The organism is Agathobaculum hominis, from assembly GCF_014288055.1.
Taxonomy (GTDB): Bacteria; Bacillota; Clostridia; order Oscillospirales; family Butyricicoccaceae; genus Agathobaculum; species Agathobaculum hominis.
This window is the reverse complement of the sequence record NZ_JACOPK010000008.1, coordinates 100,823-117,237: the sequence shown is the minus strand read 5'-3', so window position 1 is coordinate 117,237 and position 16,415 is coordinate 100,823. Positions and strand designations below refer to the sequence as shown.

At 51.4% G+C, this 16,415-nt stretch carries 15 protein-coding genes; 8 read left to right on the top strand and 7 right to left on the bottom strand.

Going from position 1 to position 16,415, the window contains the following annotated elements:
- Positions 1 to 7: 7 nt before the first annotated feature.
- The 5 genes from araD to H8S02_RS09570 form a co-directional block, all read right to left on the bottom strand.
- A complete protein-coding gene (araD, locus tag H8S02_RS09590) occupies positions 8 to 703 on the bottom strand; it encodes an L-ribulose-5-phosphate 4-epimerase (RefSeq protein ID WP_117489219.1) in 696 nt (231 codons plus the stop codon).
- Between the two features lie 16 nt (positions 704 to 719).
- Complete coding sequence (gene araA, locus H8S02_RS09585; RefSeq protein ID WP_186970336.1) at positions 720 to 2,195, bottom strand: L-arabinose isomerase; 1,476 nt, start codon at positions 2,193 to 2,195, stop codon at positions 720 to 722.
- A gap of 34 nt (positions 2,196 to 2,229) precedes the next feature.
- Complete coding sequence (locus H8S02_RS09580; protein ID WP_407926402.1) at positions 2,230 to 3,822, bottom strand: xylulokinase; 1,593 nt, start codon at positions 3,820 to 3,822, stop codon at positions 2,230 to 2,232.
- A gap of 149 nt (positions 3,823 to 3,971) precedes the next feature.
- On the bottom strand, positions 3,972 to 5,063 hold the full coding sequence (locus H8S02_RS09575) for a GntR family transcriptional regulator (RefSeq protein WP_186970334.1): 1,092 nt from the start codon (positions 5,061 to 5,063) through the stop codon (positions 3,972 to 3,974).
- A 98-nt stretch (positions 5,064 to 5,161) separates the two neighbouring features.
- Positions 5,162 to 6,052 carry an AraC family transcriptional regulator gene (locus tag H8S02_RS09570; RefSeq protein ID WP_117489223.1) on the bottom strand — a complete coding sequence of 297 codons (891 nt, stop codon included), beginning with the start codon at positions 6,050 to 6,052 and terminating at the stop codon, positions 5,162 to 5,164.
- 200 nt (positions 6,053 to 6,252) lie between these two features.
- Here H8S02_RS09570 and H8S02_RS09565 point away from each other — a divergent pair, with 200 nt between their 5' ends.
- Positions 6,253 to 7,560, top strand: coding sequence for a glycoside hydrolase family 27 protein (locus tag H8S02_RS09565; RefSeq protein WP_117489225.1), 1,308 nt, complete (start codon positions 6,253 to 6,255; stop codon positions 7,558 to 7,560).
- Positions 7,561 to 7,624: 64 nt separating this feature from the next.
- Here the strand turns inward: H8S02_RS09565 and H8S02_RS09560 are convergent, their stop codons facing one another.
- A complete protein-coding gene (locus tag H8S02_RS09560) occupies positions 7,625 to 8,410 on the bottom strand; it encodes a Cof-type HAD-IIB family hydrolase (protein ID WP_117489227.1) in 786 nt (261 codons plus the stop codon).
- Between the two features lie 373 nt (positions 8,411 to 8,783).
- On the opposite strand from H8S02_RS09560, the gene H8S02_RS09555 reads away from it, so the two are divergent.
- From H8S02_RS09555 to H8S02_RS09540, 4 genes are all read left to right on the top strand, one after another.
- Positions 8,784 to 9,071, top strand: coding sequence for a DUF960 family protein (locus tag H8S02_RS09555; protein WP_117489229.1), 288 nt, complete (start codon positions 8,784 to 8,786; stop codon positions 9,069 to 9,071).
- 84 nt (positions 9,072 to 9,155) lie between these two features.
- The gene (locus tag H8S02_RS09550) at positions 9,156 to 10,193 is read left to right on the top strand and encodes an amidoligase family protein (RefSeq protein ID WP_243166484.1); all 1,038 of its coding nucleotides are present in this window, start codon (positions 9,156 to 9,158) and stop codon (positions 10,191 to 10,193) included.
- Between the two features lies 1 nt (position 10,194).
- Positions 10,195 to 11,136, top strand: coding sequence for a class II glutamine amidotransferase (locus H8S02_RS09545; RefSeq protein WP_186970332.1), 942 nt, complete (start codon positions 10,195 to 10,197; stop codon positions 11,134 to 11,136).
- Positions 11,137 to 11,490: 354 nt separating this feature from the next.
- Positions 11,491 to 12,045: a recombinase family protein gene (locus tag H8S02_RS09540; RefSeq protein WP_186970331.1), complete on the top strand. Its 555-nt coding sequence runs from the start codon at positions 11,491 to 11,493 to the stop codon at positions 12,043 to 12,045.
- A 52-nt stretch (positions 12,046 to 12,097) separates the two neighbouring features.
- Here the strand turns inward: H8S02_RS09540 and H8S02_RS09535 are convergent, their stop codons facing one another.
- Positions 12,098 to 13,885 carry a hypothetical protein gene (locus H8S02_RS09535; RefSeq protein WP_186970330.1) on the bottom strand — a complete coding sequence of 596 codons (1,788 nt, stop codon included), beginning with the start codon at positions 13,883 to 13,885 and terminating at the stop codon, positions 12,098 to 12,100.
- A 202-nt stretch (positions 13,886 to 14,087) separates the two neighbouring features.
- Here H8S02_RS09535 and H8S02_RS09530 point away from each other — a divergent pair, with 202 nt between their 5' ends.
- The 3 genes from H8S02_RS09530 to H8S02_RS09520 are packed head-to-tail and all read left to right on the top strand — an operon-like array spanning position 14,088 to position 16,335.
- The gene (locus tag H8S02_RS09530) at positions 14,088 to 14,450 is read left to right on the top strand and encodes a hypothetical protein (RefSeq protein ID WP_186970329.1); all 363 of its coding nucleotides are present in this window, start codon (positions 14,088 to 14,090) and stop codon (positions 14,448 to 14,450) included.
- Positions 14,450 to 16,066, top strand: a complete 1,617-nt coding sequence (locus tag H8S02_RS09525; protein ID WP_186970328.1) for a hypothetical protein — start codon at positions 14,450 to 14,452, stop codon at positions 16,064 to 16,066. Before H8S02_RS09530 ends, H8S02_RS09525 begins: the two co-directional genes overlap by 1 nt.
- 47 nt (positions 16,067 to 16,113) lie before the next feature.
- Positions 16,114 to 16,335 carry an excisionase family DNA-binding protein gene (locus H8S02_RS09520; RefSeq protein WP_161274767.1) on the top strand — a complete coding sequence of 74 codons (222 nt, stop codon included), beginning with the start codon at positions 16,114 to 16,116 and terminating at the stop codon, positions 16,333 to 16,335.
- Positions 16,336 to 16,415 lie beyond the last annotated feature (80 nt).

The following is a 16,415-nucleotide window of genomic DNA, read 5'->3' as shown; positions in this document are numbered from 1 at the left end:
TTTATTTTCAGGCCTTCTGACCGTAATAAGCGTTTTTGCCGTGCTTGCGCAGATAATGCTTGTCCAGCAGCTCCTGCTGCATCGGCTGCACGGTATTGTTGGAAACCAGCAGGTCCTGCCATGCCATCAGCGCACATTCCTCCAGCACAACGGCATTTTCTACCGCCTTTTTCGGCGTCGCGCCCCAGGTGAACGGGCCATGGCTGTGAACGATGACCGCCGGGACCTGATTCGGGTTTTTATCGCGGAAGGTCTCGACAATCACCTTGCCGGTCTCCTTCTCGTACTCGCCCGCGATCTCTGCCGGCGTCATTGCGCGCGTGCAGGGGACCGCACCGTAGAAATAGTCGCCATGCGTCGTGCCGAGCGCCGGAATCGGCATGCCGGCCTGCGCAAAGGTCGTTGCCCAGCGGGAATGCGTATGTACGACGCCGCCGATATCCGGGAAGGAGCGATACAGTTCGATGTGCGTCGGGGTGTCCGAGGACGGGCGAAGCGAACCTTCGACAACCGTTCCGTTCAGATCAACCACGACCATATCATCCGCCGTCATGTCCTCATATTCCACACCCGACGGCTTGATAACGATCAGGCCCTTTTCCCGGTCGATACCGGATACATTACCCCAGGTAAATGTGATGAGCTTGTGCTTTGGGAGCAGGAGATTGGCTTCCAGCACCTCTTGCTTGAGCTGTTCCAGCATAGCGTCTCTCCCCTCCTTATTTCAGCTTCCATGCCAGATCGGACACGAGCAGCTGCTGCTTGAGTGCCGAAATGGTGGTATCCTTCGTAATATGAACAAATTCAATGCCCATGATCTCTGCCCAGTCTTCCATCTGCTCAGCGGTAACGGCATAGGAGAGCACCGTATGATGCGCGCCGCCTGCCATGATCCATGCGTGGATACCGGTTTTCAGATCCGGCATACCCTTCCACATAACGCGGGCTACCGGCAGATTGGGCATTTCGTAAATCGGCTTGATGCATTCAATATCCTGTACAATCATGCGGAGACGGCCGCCCATATCGATCAGCGAAACGACAATGGCGTTGCCCGGATGTCCCTCAAAGACCAGACGTGCCGGTGCGGCCTTGCCGCCGATACCCAGCGGATGCACCTCGATGCGCGGCTTTTCCGCCGCAACAGACGGGCAGACCTCCAGCATATGCGCACCGAGCGAAAGCTCCTTGCCCGGTTCGAGGTCGTAGGTATAATCCTCCATGAAGGCCGTTCCGCCCGGGACGCCCTCGCTCATCTGCTTCATGATGTGCGTCAGCGCGGATACCTTCCAGTCGCCCTCGCCGCCGTAGCCGTAACCCTTTGCCATCAGGTCCTGCGAAGCAATGCCGGGAAGCTGTTCCATGCCCCAGAGATCCTCAAAGGTATTGGTATATGCACCGCAGCCGTGCTCATCCAGCATTTTCTGAATGGCGATCTCCTCGCGCGCCTGGTAGCGGACGGTTTCCATATCATCGGTCGCGAACTCGTAATTCTGCTGATATTCCTTCATCAGGCTGTCGATTTCCTGCTCACTTACCTGATTCATCACTTCAACAAGATCGCCGACTGCATAGGTATTCACCTGCCAGCCGAGCTTCATCTGTACTTCGACCTTATCGCCTTCGGTCACCGCGACCTGACGCATATTATCGCCAAAGCGCATGACCTTCAGCTCGCGGCTTACGGCCGCGCCTACTGCGGCACGCATCCAGCTACCGATTTTTCCCTGTACATCTGCATCTTCCCAGTATCCTGCAACGATCTTGCGCGGCAGACGCATGCGCGCTGCGATGAAGCCGTGTTCGCGGTCGCCGTGCGCTGACTGGTTCAGGTTCATGAAATCCATGTCGATGCCTTCGTTCGGAATGTTGCGGTTGAACTGCGTTGCGAAGTGGCAGTACGGCTTCTGGAGCACCGACAGTCCGCCGATCCACATCTTAGAGGGCGAAAACGTGTGCATCCAGACGATCACGCCCGCGCAGCGGCTGTCGGCGTTTGCCGCCCGCATTACCTCCGTGATTTCATCCGGAGTCTTTGCTACCGGCTTCAATACCAGCGAGCAGGGAAGCCTGCCCGACCGGTTCATTCCCTCCGTCATGATCTGCGCGTGTTCCTTTACCTGACGGAGCGTTTCTTCACCGTATAAATGCTGAGAGCCTACAATCAGCCAAAATTCATAATCCTTCAGTGCCATGCGGTATCTTCCTTTCTGTTTTCCCCTGCGTTTTTCATACCGCCTGTATTGCGGTTTCTTCAACAGCCAGAAGTCCCTGATATGCGTGCATATAAGCGGTAAATCCGGCAATGTCCGCGGGAGCCGGATCCTTTTCGATGATTGGCATATCCGTAAAGACGTTCTGTTCCATGTACTGCGCCAGTGTCATTCCCTCTCCGCTCAGCATATATTCCGCCAGCAGCGCGATACCCCACGCGCCTCCCTCGCCGGCGTTTTCCATAACCGATACAGGAACACCTATCGCAGCAGCCATGATTTTCTGCCCTGCCTCCGGTGTCTTGAACAGACCGCCGTGGCCCATCAGCCGATCCAGCTTGACGGATTCTCCTTCGGTCAGCAGCTCCATTCCTATTTTAAGGGTTGCCACAGCAGAATACAACTGTGCGCGCATAAAGTTTCCGAGCGTCAGGCGGCTTTCCGGACGGCGTACCAGAAGAGGCCGTCCCTCCTCCATGTCAACGACCGGCTCACCCGACAGATAGTTGCAGCACAGAAGGCCGCCGCCGTCTTTTTCTCCCTCCGCCGCTTTGGAATATAGCAGCGAATAAAGTCTGTCATCACTCAGATCGCTTCCGATGCAGTGTGCGAACTCCTGAAGCATGCCTGCCCATGCGTTGATCTCCGAGGTGCAGTTGTTGCAGTGCACCATGGCAACCGGCTTGCCATCCGGCGTCGTCACCATGTCGATCTCCGGATATACCTGACTGAGCGGGCGCTCCAGCACGACCATTGCGAAAATGGAGGTGCCTGCCGATACATTGCCGGTGCGCTCGGCGACCGAGTTTGTCGCGACCATGCCGGTTCCGGCGTCGCCTTCCGGCGGACAGAACGGCGTACCGGGCTGCAACTCGCCGGTCGGATCCAGCAGCTGTGCACCCTCCGGTGTCAGCCGGCCGGCCTGTACGCCCGCGGGCAGAACCCGTGGAAGAATGTCCAGCAGCTTCCATCTGAAATGATGCCCGGCAACCAGCCGGTCAAAGCGGTCCGCCATATCGGCGTCGTAGGTCATCGCGGCGCTGTCGATCGGGAACATACCAGACGCCTCGCCGACGCCAAGAACGCGTTCTCCGGTCAGCTGCCAATGTACGTATCCTGCCAGCGTTGTCAGGTAATCTATGGAGGAAACATGCGCTTCCTCGTTCAGAATCGCCTGATACAGGTGCGCGATGCTCCAGCGCTGCGGAATATTAAACGAAAACTGTTTGGTCAGCAGGTCGGCCGCCCGGTCGGTAATGGTGTTTCTCCATGTACGGAATGGAACCAACTGATTGCCGTCGCGGTCAAATGCCAGATAGCCGTGCATCATGCCGCTGAAGCCGATTGCATCCAGAACGGTGATCGAACTGCCGTACCGCATCCGGTACCGGTCCGCCATATCGCGGTAGCACGCCTGCAGGCCGTTCCATACCTGCTCCAGCGGATAGGTCCAGATGCCATTGACCAGCTGATTTTCCCATGTATGACTTCCTGTTGCAAGGACCGCACCATGTCCGTCGGTCAAGACGGCCTTGATTCGTGTAGAACCGAATTCAATGCCCAGCACCTTGCGCTGCGGCGCAGGCTGTACATTGAATTGTTCCGTCATGCTCATTTGTACGCACCTTCTTTTTGCTGCACTCACCTATATGTAAGTATCTTTTGTATTTTTATTGTAACAATTGTACGTACAAAAAGCAAGACGGGAAAATGCACTGAATTTTCCCGTCTTTTTTATTCATATTATCCAAAAAGGTATTATTTCAGGCAGCGTACAGAACCGCGTTCAACAATATTAGGCTTGATTTTAATATGTTCTCTATGCTCCGGATCTTCCAGACAGCGCATCAATACATTTGCGGCAGTTTCTCCGATATCCGCTGCCGGATAGGTCACAGTCGTCAGATTGTACAGCTGCGAGCCGGCGAACGGCGAATTATCGAAGCCGACAACCGACAGATCGTCCGGAACGCGCTTTCCGGCGCACCGCAGCACATCGATCAGCTTTGCGGCGATTTCGTCATTATAACATACCACCGCTGTGCTGTCCGCCAGACGCTTGAGGATCATTTCATCCATAGAGCCCTCGAACAGATAGCGGACATCCTCTGTCGTGTACCACAGAATGCAGTCATCCTTGATGTGCCCGTTATTCTTCTGCATTCCCTTTACAACGCCCTCGTAGCGTTTTACGCCCTGAATATCATCGGATTTGAAAATCCCGCCGATCTGCGTATGCCCCTGGTCAATCAGATGCTGCGTGAGCAGCTCGCCCGACTGTACATCATCCATCAGTACGTAGCTGTCGTTTGCGCCGTCATAGCAGCCGTTGATAAACACCATGGGGATGCCTGCATCGCGAAAACTTTGCAGAATACCTTCGTTCGGCGTAGGGAGAGCCGTTTTGGTGCCCTCGATGATCAGTCCGTCCACACCGTCCGCCAGCAGCTTCTGCAACGCCGTCGCTTCGTCCAGCGTTTTATTGTGCGTAAGTCCCAGCGTAAACAGATAGTCATGACGGCTCAGCACCCGCTCGATGCCGTTGATGATGCCGGGAAAAATATAATCGTCCAGATACGTGGTCAGCACACCGACTCTGCGGGTGCGGGATTCGCTGCGGTTCACCCGGCCGGCATTCTGCTGACATACGAACGTGCCGCGCCCCGGCGTCCGCTTCAGCAGCCCCTCCTGCTCCAGGCCGCTGATCGCCTGCCGTATCGTCTGCCGGCTGTATCCAAACTGCTCAGCAAGCTCCAGTTCCGTTGGAATCTGCTGATTCGCAGTGTATTCTCTGCTATTTATCTGGTCCCTCAGCCATTGCTGTAACAGCTGATATTTGGGCTGTGCCATATCTCATTCTCCTTGATTTGCCATGATCATTATTACATCTCCTATTATAACGTATGTTTTCATTTTTGTAAACAAAATGTACGTACAATTTTGCATATCTATTTTCTGTCAGGGTCGCCGCTCAGCCGGAGCCGGTTCTGCAGCCGCCACGTTCTGGGCGGCACCTGCATTCTGTTCTTAAACGCTTTATTGAATTGCAGCGCGCCTTCATAGCCAACCTGCTGCGCAATCTGATAAATCGGCAGATTGGTGTTGACCAGCAGCTCTTTGGCCTTATCCATTCGATAATTGATCAAATATTCCTGCAATGTGACATGTAGCGTGCTGCGAAACAGCCTTGCCAGATGGCTTCGGGTGACATTGCAGAAACCGGCAATTTCATCCAGCGAGCGAATATCCGCATAGCGCGATTCGATATAGCGCATCGCCTCCGCAATGTAGACATTGGCGATATTGATATCCGTCGTAACATTTTTTGACTGTACTGCGGTATTTTCCATCAGTCCGTCAAAGAAAAGATGCAGTTGCCCGATAATGAACGCTTTTGAGGCATCGGGGTGGCCGAGTATCTGACGAAGCGGCTCCCGGACGCGGGAAGATACCGCATGCGCATAGCTTTGGGGGTAAAAAACCGGATTATTCCGCGTCAGGCCGCACGCACGGAGATACGACGGTACGCTCAGGCCGGTGAATACGATCCAGATATAATGCCATGGGTCGTTCTCATCAGCACGGTACATATGCGCGGTATGCGGCTCTATCAGAAAACCTTCTCCCGCCTTGACTTCAATCGTTTCGGAGAGAATATTCTGTCCTTTTTCGCCGGAGGGCTGAAGCATAACCACACCTTTTCCCGATACAACGTAATGAAAAATGTATTCATTACGAATATTCGGGCCAAAGGCATACAGCGGCGAACACTGCTGATCGCCGATTTCCAGCAGCGCTAGATCCTGGCAGGTGTTGAAATTAAAAAGATATACTACCATGTCGGTCCGTCCCTTCCGAGCTGACTTTATCAAACATATCTAATAAAATTTTATAAATTTTATCGCAGAAAAATATTTTTTGCTTTTTTAAGTCATTTGATACTTTTTATAATAGTGCTATAATCCAATTTGTCAAGACAAACCAGTCGGATTTGATCATACAATTTCAGATTTACATGATTTATGAAAGAAGGGTAATTATGGACAAGAACTTGTTTGCTGTCAATCCGCCGATGGGCTGGAACAGCTGGGACTGCTACGGTGCCTCCGTTACGGAAGAGGACCTCATCCGTAACGCGGATTATATGGCAGAGCATCTGAAGCCCTATGGCTGGGAATACGTTGTATGCGATATTCAGTGGTCGGAGCCGACCGCAGATTCTACCGCCTATCACGCCTTTGCTGAGCTCTGCATGGACGAATACGGCCGTCTGATGCCCTCCCCAAATCGTTTTCCCTCCGCCGCAGACGGAAAAGGCTTCAAACCGATTGCTGACTACATTCACAGCAAGGGACTGAAATTTGGCATTCATATCATGCGCGGCATTCCGCGTCAGGCGGTTGCAAAGAACGTACCCATCAAGGGTACCGATGTTCATGCGCGTGATATTGCTCACACGGCTTCTATCTGCGCCTGGAACTCGGATATGTACGGTCTTAATCCCGTTGCCGTCGGCGCACAGGCCTATTACGACTCTCTGTTCGAGCTGTACGCTTCGTGGGGCGTCGATTTCGTCAAGGTAGATGACATCTGCGTGGTTTACCGCCGTATCAATCAGGATTACGACTATTCCGGCAGAGAAGAAATCGAAATGATCGCCGCAGCAATTCAGCATTGCGGCCGCGATATTGTGCTGAGTCTTTCTCCCGGACCGGCCATGGTGGAACAGGCGGACCACCTGCGCAAATACGCCAATATGTGGCGCATTACCAACGATTTCTGGGACCGCTGGGAAGATATTACTGAAATGTTCATGCGCTGCCGCAACTGGAGTCCTTACGTATCGAACGGCTGCTTCCCTGATTGCGATATGCTTCCGGTCGGCCATATCTCCATTCGCGGCTGCGAGCACGGCGTTTTCGAGCGCAACACGCTTCTGACCCGCCCTGAGCAGCGCACCATGCTGACGCTGTGGTCGATTTTCCGTTCGCCGCTTATGCTTGGCTGCGAGCTGACCGATCTGGATGAATGGACGCTCGGCCTGATTACCAACCCGGAAGTGCTGGCACTGCTGAAGGACAGCCGGAACGCCCGCGAAATTCTGAATGTCTGCGACACGATTGCATGGCAGGCTGAAGATGAGCAGGGTAACACCTACCTTGCCGTATTCAATCTCGGCAATCTTCCGGCAAAGCGCGAGATCACGCTGGACAAGCTCGGTCTGTCCGGTGAATACACGGTTCACGACCTCTGGGGCGACCAGCCCGATGCTGTCGTTTCCTCCGGCATTGTATGCTCGATCGATACGCACGGCGCTGTTCTGTTTAAGCTCACGACAAAATCCTAATTCTCCTTTTCTTCAAAAACACCACCCGCAAGGGTGGTGTTTTTTTGTTCTGATCAAAATCGTCTTATTCCAATTCGCTCAGCAGCATATTCAGTTCGGATATGACATCATCCGCCGCACGGTCTGCCAGTCGAAGAACGCACGGATTGCCTGTTTTCATCGCATAGGACAGTCCCGCCTGCCGAAGCAGCTCCACATCATTTTCGTTATCCCCGAAAGCCATCGTTTCTTCTCGATTTATATGAAGATGGCGCTGCAAAACCGCAAGCGCTGTGCCTTTATCGCAGTCCTGCGGCAGCAGGTCCACCCACGCCATACCGGAAACCACAGGCCGCATCGTCCCTCCCGCAGCCTGCGCGATACGCAGACGGTATTCTTCGGTGGCGCCGTCCGGGAAATACGCCGCAATTTTCAGAAACGGCTCCGGCACCGCTGTCAGATCCTCTACAACCGCTACATCATTCCCCACAAAATATCGCATATGGTCCGCGTAAGCCGGGTCCTTTGGCTGAACATAGCACTGCATGACTCCGCTCAGCAGCGGTTCGCAGCCCTCCATCTCCAGCATGCAGCGCAGAATCTTCGTGCCGAGCGCCCGGTCGATCACCTGCTTATACAGCACACTGCCGTCGCTGATGACCAGACTGCCGTTTTCGCAGATATAGTCGATTTTGTCCGCGACAGGGGCAAACAGCCGCCGCAGATTGGTATACTGTCTGCCGCTCGCCGCCGCAAAACGAATTCCGTGCTGTTCCAGCCGTTCAATAACGTCAAACAGCGCCGGGTCTAATCGGGTCTGTCCGCCTTGCAGCAGCGTCCCGTCAATATCACTTGCGATTAAATGAATCATATGACTAAATCCCCTTATATTATAAAAGAGCTCGAGATTGCGAACGCCATAGTAGTTTTAGACTTCCGCGTGACAGCGTACTTCCAACGCTCGTAATCAATTCACAATACAACCTATCTCAAATCAAAACGCCTAGACCATTACAGCTATGTGCATATCCAATTGATCCTCTATCCCATGCAGATACAGCATATCATAATAAGAAACAAAAGTCACTTATCTATATTCAAAATTCAAATTTTGACTGTAGATATTACTCTTGAACAGCAGAGCTTGTACTGTCCGTTTTTCCAATCAGATAAAATATATATTATATTCATGAGGGCCACAGGGTAATTCCCTGTGGCCTATTTTGTTTGAAAGGAGAAGAAACATGTTCGAAAATCAAAAATTCCTGACACGTGGCGTGGAGAATGAAATCCCATCGTGGCTGATCAACCTCATGTGGCACATGGTTTTGACGATGGAAGTGCCGAGAAAGGATTACCTGCAAGTGTTTATCCTTACCAAAACGCCAACCGGTCAGCACATCGTCCATAAGCAGGAGCAGCCGCCGTACCGCTACGAGCTTGATGTGCCGTGTGATGATGCCGTAAACGCGAAGGTGTTCGTCATCGACGATTTGACGCATTCTACTATGCTGCTTGCCGAAGAGTATTAAGTTTTACCAAACGAAATGGAGGAACAGACAATGAGCGAAACGAGAATTTGTGCAAACTGCGGTGCAGAATACCCAATTGAAGACATGTATCAAGCGGAAGGCGACTGGCTCTGCGAGGATTGTGCCGACCGCCTGACCGTAATCTGTGACCACTGTGCCGAGCGGGTCTACGAGGAAAACGCCGTCGAGGACGATACCCACACACTCTGCGACCACTGCTTTGATGAATACTACGTCCGCTGCGAAGACTGCAACCGCATTATTCATCGTGACCGCGCGTATTGGGATAATGACGACAACGCCTACTGCGCATCCTGCTGGGATGAGCATTGTAACATTATACACGAGTACAATTACACACCGGATCTTGTGTTTCATGGCAAGGGCCTGCGGCATTTCGGCGTGGAGCTCGAAATCGATGACGGCGGCACGGTAAACAGCAACGCGCAGAAGCTGCTTGATATTGCGAACAAGGATGCCGAGAACCTGTACATCAAGACAGACGGTAGTCTGGATGAAGGACTTGAGTTAGTCACTCACCCGATGACGCTCGAATATCAGCTGAACGAAATGCCGTGGGCGGAAGTCCTCCGTAAAGCGCAGAGCATGGGGTACCTCAGCCACGCGGCGGGCACCTGCGGACTGCACGTTCACATTTCCCGTCTGGCATTCGGCTGTACTTATGAGCAGCAGGAGGCCGCGATTGCCCGTTTACTGTATTTCGTCGAAAAATTCTGGGCGGAGCTGCTTCGCTTTAGCCGCCGCACCCAGTCCCAGATGAATCGCTGGGCGGCTCGGTACGGTATCCGGCTCACCCCGTCCGAACAAATGAGCCACGCAAAGAATTCCTGCGCCGGACGTTATACGGCGGTCAACCTCACAAACTCGGATACGGTTGAAATCCGGATGTTCCGCGGCACGCTCAAACTGAATACTCTCAAAGCCACCTTGCAGATGGTCAACCATCTTGTCGAGGTGGCTGTTTCTCTGTCCGACAGTCAGGTGCAGGACATGAGCTGGTTTGATTTTCTGGACAACATCACCGAGCCGGAACTTATTCAGTATTTGAAAGAGCGTCGCTTGTATGTCAACGAACCTGTAAACGCTTCGGAGGAGGAGTAATATGTGCAGTTTATTCGGTTTAATCGATTTTAAGGAGTGCCTGAGTGCCCATACGAAAAACAAAATTCTGAATACGCTGGCTCGCGAATGTCAGGTGCGCGGCACGGATGCGACCGGTATCGCGTACAATTTCAACGACCGCCTGCGTATCTACAAGCGTCCGCTTCCCGCTCGAAAAATGAAGATTCACATTCCACACGGTGTGAACGCGGTGATGGGGCACACCCGTATGACCACACAGGGCAATGCGCAGTTTAACCAGAACAATCATCCGTTTCTCGGTAAAATTGACGGAAACTGCTTTGCGCTCGCGCATAATGGCGTTCTCTGGAATGACAAAGAGTTACGCACAGAGGAAAATTTGCCGCTGACGAGTGTCGAGACCGACAGCTACGTCGCCGTTCAGCTTTTAGAGAAAAATAAAACCCTCGACTTCGACAGCCTGAAATTTATGGCCGAAGCAGTCGAGGGTTCATTTGTGTTTACCGTTCTGGATAGGGATGATTCCATCTGGTTCGTCGTTGGGGACAATCCGTTGTGCGTAATGCTCTATGATGGCTTTCTGATTTACGCCTCGACGCAGGAAATCCTCTGCAAGGCGCTGAAAAAGCTGCGGCTGAAAGCGCCCACCGACATTCTAGAACCGCAGGAGGGCGAGATATTGAAGATTGACCGCAATGGCCGTATCACTACCGGGGCATTTGCACCGAGAACCAGCTATGAGCATTGGTGGCGGCGTTATTCTCCATATTACCGCGACTTCTGCGTAGATACGCCTCCGAACTATGACGACTTGTTTAACGTGGCGAAGGCATTCGGCGTAACCGCCGATGAGGTGCAAGCACTTCTCGACTACGGCTGTTCGGAGGAGGAGATCGAAGAAATGCTCTACGATCCTACTCTGCTCCATGAGATGACCGGCGAATTGCTCTATGCGTACTAATAGAAAGGAGGCGATTCGCATGATTGCACTCGGCCCAATCTTTCAGGCCGTCGGCGCAGTGGTTGACCTCATCATCGAGGCCGTTGAAAATTTCTCGGACAGTTGAGAAGGTGAAAAAGTGAACGCAGGAAAAGTCATTCTCGGTGCGCTGACTATTATCGGTCTGCTGGCCGACATCATCGACGATGATTGAACACAAAAATACCGACTCATCAAGAGTCGGTATTTTTTGAGCGTGTCATTAGGCTATACCCATCTGAAACAACGGAAAACTATGTCAATAGGGTTGTTTTCGAAATTTTGAAATATGTCAAAACGTGCGGTGAACCTATTGCAATGAATGGAGGAACAGATTTGAAGATTGGATACATCCGCGTCAGCACCGAGGAGCAGAATACCGCTCGACAGGAAGCCCTGCTGCGCGAACTCGATGTTGACGAGGTTTTCATCGACAAGGCGAGCGGCAAAAACACGGACCGCCCGGAGCTCACTCGGATGATGGAATATGTCCGGCACGGCGATACGGTAATCGTGGAGTCGATCAGCCGCTTTGCGAGGAACACGCGCGACCTGCTCGATCTCGTGGAACAGCTGACCGAGAAACAAGTAGAATTTGTCAGCCGCAAGGAGGCCATCGACACAACCACGCCAACAGGAAAATTTATGCTCACCGTGTTTGCAGCAGTCGCAGAGTTGGAACGCGAGTATATTCTCCAGCGCCAGCGCGAAGGTATCGCCATCGCCAAAGAGCAGGGCAAGTACACCGGCCGTAAGCCGATGCCTCTGCCGGACAACTTCGAGCGGGTGGTAGCTCGTTGGCGGGCAGGAGAGATTACCGCCGCGGAAGCCATGCGGCAGACCGGACTAAGGGCAAACACATTTTACCGAAGATGCAATCAACACTCATAAAATATTGGTGGGAATGGTGGGAACTCCCACGGTTCCCACCAATTCAAGGATACTATAAGTGGTTTTGCAGCGTTTGGATGCGTGCGTCTGCCAACAGTGAAACTGTATAATGAGCGATAATATTTAGCGCTGCTTTTAGCATCAGCTGATATACGGCTATCATTTCATTAGTGTCCCGGAACAGCATACCGATATCTTTCGAAAGCGGATACTTCTTAAGATACTCATTAATACATTGCTGTAAAGCCGACTTATTCTTAGGCGGATGCTCAAGGTGTCTCATGAGAAAATGGACGGCACTGTAAGGCGTAAAAGTACGAATAAGCTCCGTTCGAATACTAGGTCGAAGTTCTTTGACTCCTATTAAATATGTATTGGTTCCTGCAAAGGGAAACAATTGAGGCTGAACGTCCGTGTCAGTAAAGTAACATTCGCTATACGTCTTAAAATCTCGGAATATACCTTTACAGCCTGGCGGAAGCATTTTCGACGAGCCGTACAACGGTCGGAATGGTGCGGAATAGTAAAGCACATATCTTGATAAAGAGACATATGTAAAGTACTTGCGGATAAATTGATACAGATTGAAAGGAAGGTTATTCGAATTATCATACGGATCAACAAAGAAAAATTTAGCAGAAGCCGACAGCTTGCCCCACACGCAGGTTTTGTAAATATTAATAAAAGAGTCTTGTTTATAATACGTTCCAGGATTAGCCAAAGTTCGGAACCCTTTAATTATCTCGGTTACTTGATCTCCGTATATCTCACGCAGATGCTTCTCATTATACGATTTATCCAGCAGATGTTCGGATATATGAGTATTCAATTCCAACGCCTGCTCCATTGTTAAGGAACAAGCCGTTGCAATATCAGTTGCTAAACACTGCGTTTTGCAGAGCGGAAAGGCAAAATTTATATGCTGATTAAAACAAACCTTTTCAGAGGGCGGTTGTTGATCGTCAAATTTCAATGCGCTTATACTTGGTGGACAGTTGATATGCTTGCTAGGAAAGACAACTGTGTTATATTTGTTTAAATTATCGATTAATGTATTCTCGATTTTATTGAGCAGCCGGTAAGCTAATTTGCTCAAAACCTTCGTTTTGTATGCATTGTCGGTGAAGCACGAATCTGTCAAAGAAGGTTGAATGATGAATTCCAACAGCGCTGCTTTACCAGGACTTTTATCAAGTGCAGCCTGATAAACTGCACTTAATGTAAAGAGAGCAGGCAGCACAGGATATATCCTGGAATCCATTATAACCATTTTACACAGAGTGTCGCTACAAGTTGGCAAGCGCTTAACTGGGAACTCCGTATCCCGTAAATCTGTATAAAATTTTAGATAAATTTTATCTACTTCGTCTCTTAGCTTGCTGATGAACTCCGGTTGATTATCAGGTTCATATCCCCACTCGCGACTAGGATCCGACCGCTCCAATAGCTGGCGAACAATATTCAATGCTCGATAAATATATTCATCGCTGCGATATGCTTTTAAGTTCTTTTTAAAAATCTTTATATCTTCTGCTGCGTTATCCTTTTTCGAATATACTATGCTGGGGAACTGATCGAACGGTGGCGAAAGCAGCTTCATGTACAGAAGCTGCTTTTTATCCGGTCCCAGTTCCTCCAGCCGTGTAGGATTATCCAGGATCGACAATAGCGTATATAAAAACTGGTGGGATGCGCGCGAGCTGTTACAAGAGTTTTCCACGAAATTCTCAAGGGATTGCATATGCCGTTTTGCATGCATTTTTATAATTTTATCTGACAAAAATGCATACGAAGGATCGAAAAAGTCGTCAGTAAACAACTTATTTGACATAACTGTCATTTTATCACCTGCTTCTTGAAATTAATAAACGTTGTGGAAAATCCGTGCTAATTACGTTATTTTCACGAGGATTTGCACAGGACTTTCCACAGAAAATGCCTTACAATAGTTCTTGTCAAGACAAAGACTTAACGAATGGCGTTAAATCTTTCGCTGAGATTCATGATGGCCACATGGATCTCCTGCATAGGAGGATCTTACCATGATTCAAGGTTCTAATTTCCCGACCGCATCCACCCCCGACACCGAAAGCACGGCGGAGTTCATCAGCTCCCCTGCCTCGTTCGGCCCCTCCTTCACGACCGGCTTCCCCTTCGAGGACGAGCCTCGCAAGGGCAAGAAAGGCAAGAAGGGCAAAAAGGCTCGCAAGAAGGCAGCAAAGCGTGCACGCAAGCGTGCGAAGGAGCGCCAGATTGCGCAGGCTAATTACAAGTGCGGCTACCTGGCCGCCGAGAATGACATGCTGCGTAAAATGATCGCGCTCTCCGTAGGTGTCAAGCGTGGCACCTTCAATGACAGACTGGCCGAGAATGGCCTCAAGCTGCTGCCGAGAGGTGATCACTGATGAATTTCGCTATTGCAGGTAATAGCTTGCTGAACGATGGCGAAGTCATCGCCAACTTTGTCCCGCGAATCCGCGGACTGTATTCTGCTAACCCCGAGGAGCCGCTCCAGCTGCTCCTCGAGGTGACGCGGGAAGGTGCACCGCCGCAGACTATTGTCTGGCCTGCGGAGCAGTTGGACCAGTTGAACTTCGAAAAGTTAATTGTCGGTTGCATTTCGCGCGATGCACGTGGTCGGAGCACTAGAAATCTCGTGGCAACCTACCTGCGGATGCAGCTGTCACAATGCGACCTTCCGCGCGGTCAATACTTTGACCAGACCGGCTGGCAGCAGATTGATGGGCAACACCGCTACTTCCCTGACCTGGCCCCAGAAAACCGACTGGCTGAACCGCCTTTAGACGGTTCACCGCCGTACCTGATTGCCAAGGAAACCTCAAGCTACCATCTGTCTGTCGATCCAACGATGTCGGCAGAAACCGCAGTCGAACAGCTGCTCGAGACGTTTTTGCCGCATCTCAATGTATACCTGCCGGTGTGGGCGTATGCGTTGTTCTCGGTTTGCCGTTCGTTCTTACAGGACAGCGGCTTACCGACAGCCTGCATTCTATACTTGATTGCAACGCAAGGTTTCGGCAAGACAGCAACAGCCAAAGCGCTTTGCCAGCTGTTCGACGATGCGGGCGGGTGCATGGCTGATGTCTACGACGCTGGCAGCACAATGTCTGCGATGGAGCGTGCGTTGATGACCACACGCGATCGTTCGGTGTTACTGGATGACATTTACATCGGCACCAATAAGGCAAAGCAGCGCGAGCGTCTTGCGAGCGCGGCCGCATTACTGCGGTTTGCAGCGAACGAAACCAAGCGCACCAAAACCCGAGGTTCTAAGAATATTTCGGTTAGTTGTGCTGCTGGACTGGTCGTCACGGGCGAAATCCCGATGGAGGCATCCTCGGACGTAACGCGGTGCATGATCGTGCGAATTCATGAGAAACTAGCCGATTCAAGTAATCCGGTCGATTTGGAGGCGCTTCGTCATACCGCGGCTACGGCAATGCAAGGATTTCTTTCATGGTTTGGAGAACGCTATGAGGAATTCCGTTCTCGCATTAAGTGCGAGATGGAGTCGCAGCTTGCCACTGTGAAAAACGCACCGAACGAGCGCGTGAAGATGTCGTTGTTCGAATTATACTGGCTGCTCTGCCGGTTCGCTGACTACGCGGAGGAAGTCAAAGCAATCTCGGCAGTCGCCAAAAGCAAATTTCTCCAAGCAACAGCGTACTCATTGACCCAAGTCTGGCACAACATCACCGAGGAGCTGCGCCGCATCGAAAACCTCCCGGAAACCCTTCGAGAGGCAATCGTAAGCGGAGTACAGCAACAGGAATTTTACGCATTCCGGCACAATGGCTGCCTTTGCGTTAGGCTTTCTGTGCTGACCGACTATCTGCAAAAGCTGTACCGCCGAAGTGATCTCAGCGAGCAATATGTTGCAGAGTGGCTCAATCAATGCAAGCTGCTGTCCATCGATGCCAGCAAGAAGTCCACCAAAAAAATCAAAGGCAAACGTTACCTGTGCATTCCGATTTCAAGCCTGAACCTGGGTTCACTTTAAGTGTAACGCTGCCGCGCAAATTATGCAAGAAAAAGGAGATTATTATCATGAAAACCCAAATCACTATTACCAATTCCACCACTCTTAACGATCTTCCCGACGTTCTGACCGTTGCAACGCTTGCAGCGTATCTGCATACGACCCGTCAGAATATCTGCAAGATGCTGATCGCCGGAGAAATCCGCTCCGTCAAGGTTGGCCGCTCGTACCGCGTACCCAAGGTATTCCTGCAGGAGTTTTTGAAGGGTTCCTCGCAGCAGCCGGCCTGATCGACCGGGGTCCCCACCATGATCGAACATATTTCCGCAACAATTCGTGCAAAGGGCAGGATGTGGCACACCGTCCTGTC

Bases quoted from the DNA above. Each gene is read 5' to 3' on its own strand.
- araD (WP_117489219.1), bottom strand. From the start codon at position 703: ATGCTGGAACAGCTCAAGCAAGAGGTGCTGGAAGCCAATCTCCTGCTC.
- H8S02_RS09520 (WP_161274767.1), top strand. From the start codon at position 16,114: ATGAAAACCCAAATCACTATTACCAATTCCACCACTCTTAACGATCTT.
- H8S02_RS09575 (WP_186970334.1), bottom strand. From the start codon at position 5,063: ATGGCACAGCCCAAATATCAGCTGTTACAGCAATGGCTGAGGGACCAG.
- H8S02_RS09560 (WP_117489227.1), bottom strand. From the start codon at position 8,410: ATGATTCATTTAATCGCAAGTGATATTGACGGGACGCTGCTGCAAGGC.
- H8S02_RS09580 (WP_407926402.1), bottom strand. From the start codon at position 3,822: ATGACGGAACAATTCAATGTACAGCCTGCGCCGCAGCGCAAGGTGCTG.
- H8S02_RS09565 (WP_117489225.1), top strand. From the start codon at position 6,253: ATGGACAAGAACTTGTTTGCTGTCAATCCGCCGATGGGCTGGAACAGC.
- H8S02_RS09535 (WP_186970330.1), bottom strand. From the start codon at position 13,885: ATGACAGTTATGTCAAATAAGTTGTTTACTGACGACTTTTTCGATCCT.
- H8S02_RS09570 (WP_117489223.1), bottom strand. From the start codon at position 6,052: ATGGTAGTATATCTTTTTAATTTCAACACCTGCCAGGATCTAGCGCTG.
- H8S02_RS09545 (WP_186970332.1), top strand. From the start codon at position 10,195: ATGTGCAGTTTATTCGGTTTAATCGATTTTAAGGAGTGCCTGAGTGCC.
- H8S02_RS09525 (WP_186970328.1), top strand. From the start codon at position 14,450: ATGAATTTCGCTATTGCAGGTAATAGCTTGCTGAACGATGGCGAAGTC.
- H8S02_RS09530 (WP_186970329.1), top strand. From the start codon at position 14,088: ATGATTCAAGGTTCTAATTTCCCGACCGCATCCACCCCCGACACCGAA.
- H8S02_RS09555 (WP_117489229.1), top strand. From the start codon at position 8,784: ATGTTCGAAAATCAAAAATTCCTGACACGTGGCGTGGAGAATGAAATC.
- araA (WP_186970336.1), bottom strand. From the start codon at position 2,195: ATGGCACTGAAGGATTATGAATTTTGGCTGATTGTAGGCTCTCAGCAT.
- H8S02_RS09550 (WP_243166484.1), top strand. From the start codon at position 9,156: ATGTATCAAGCGGAAGGCGACTGGCTCTGCGAGGATTGTGCCGACCGC.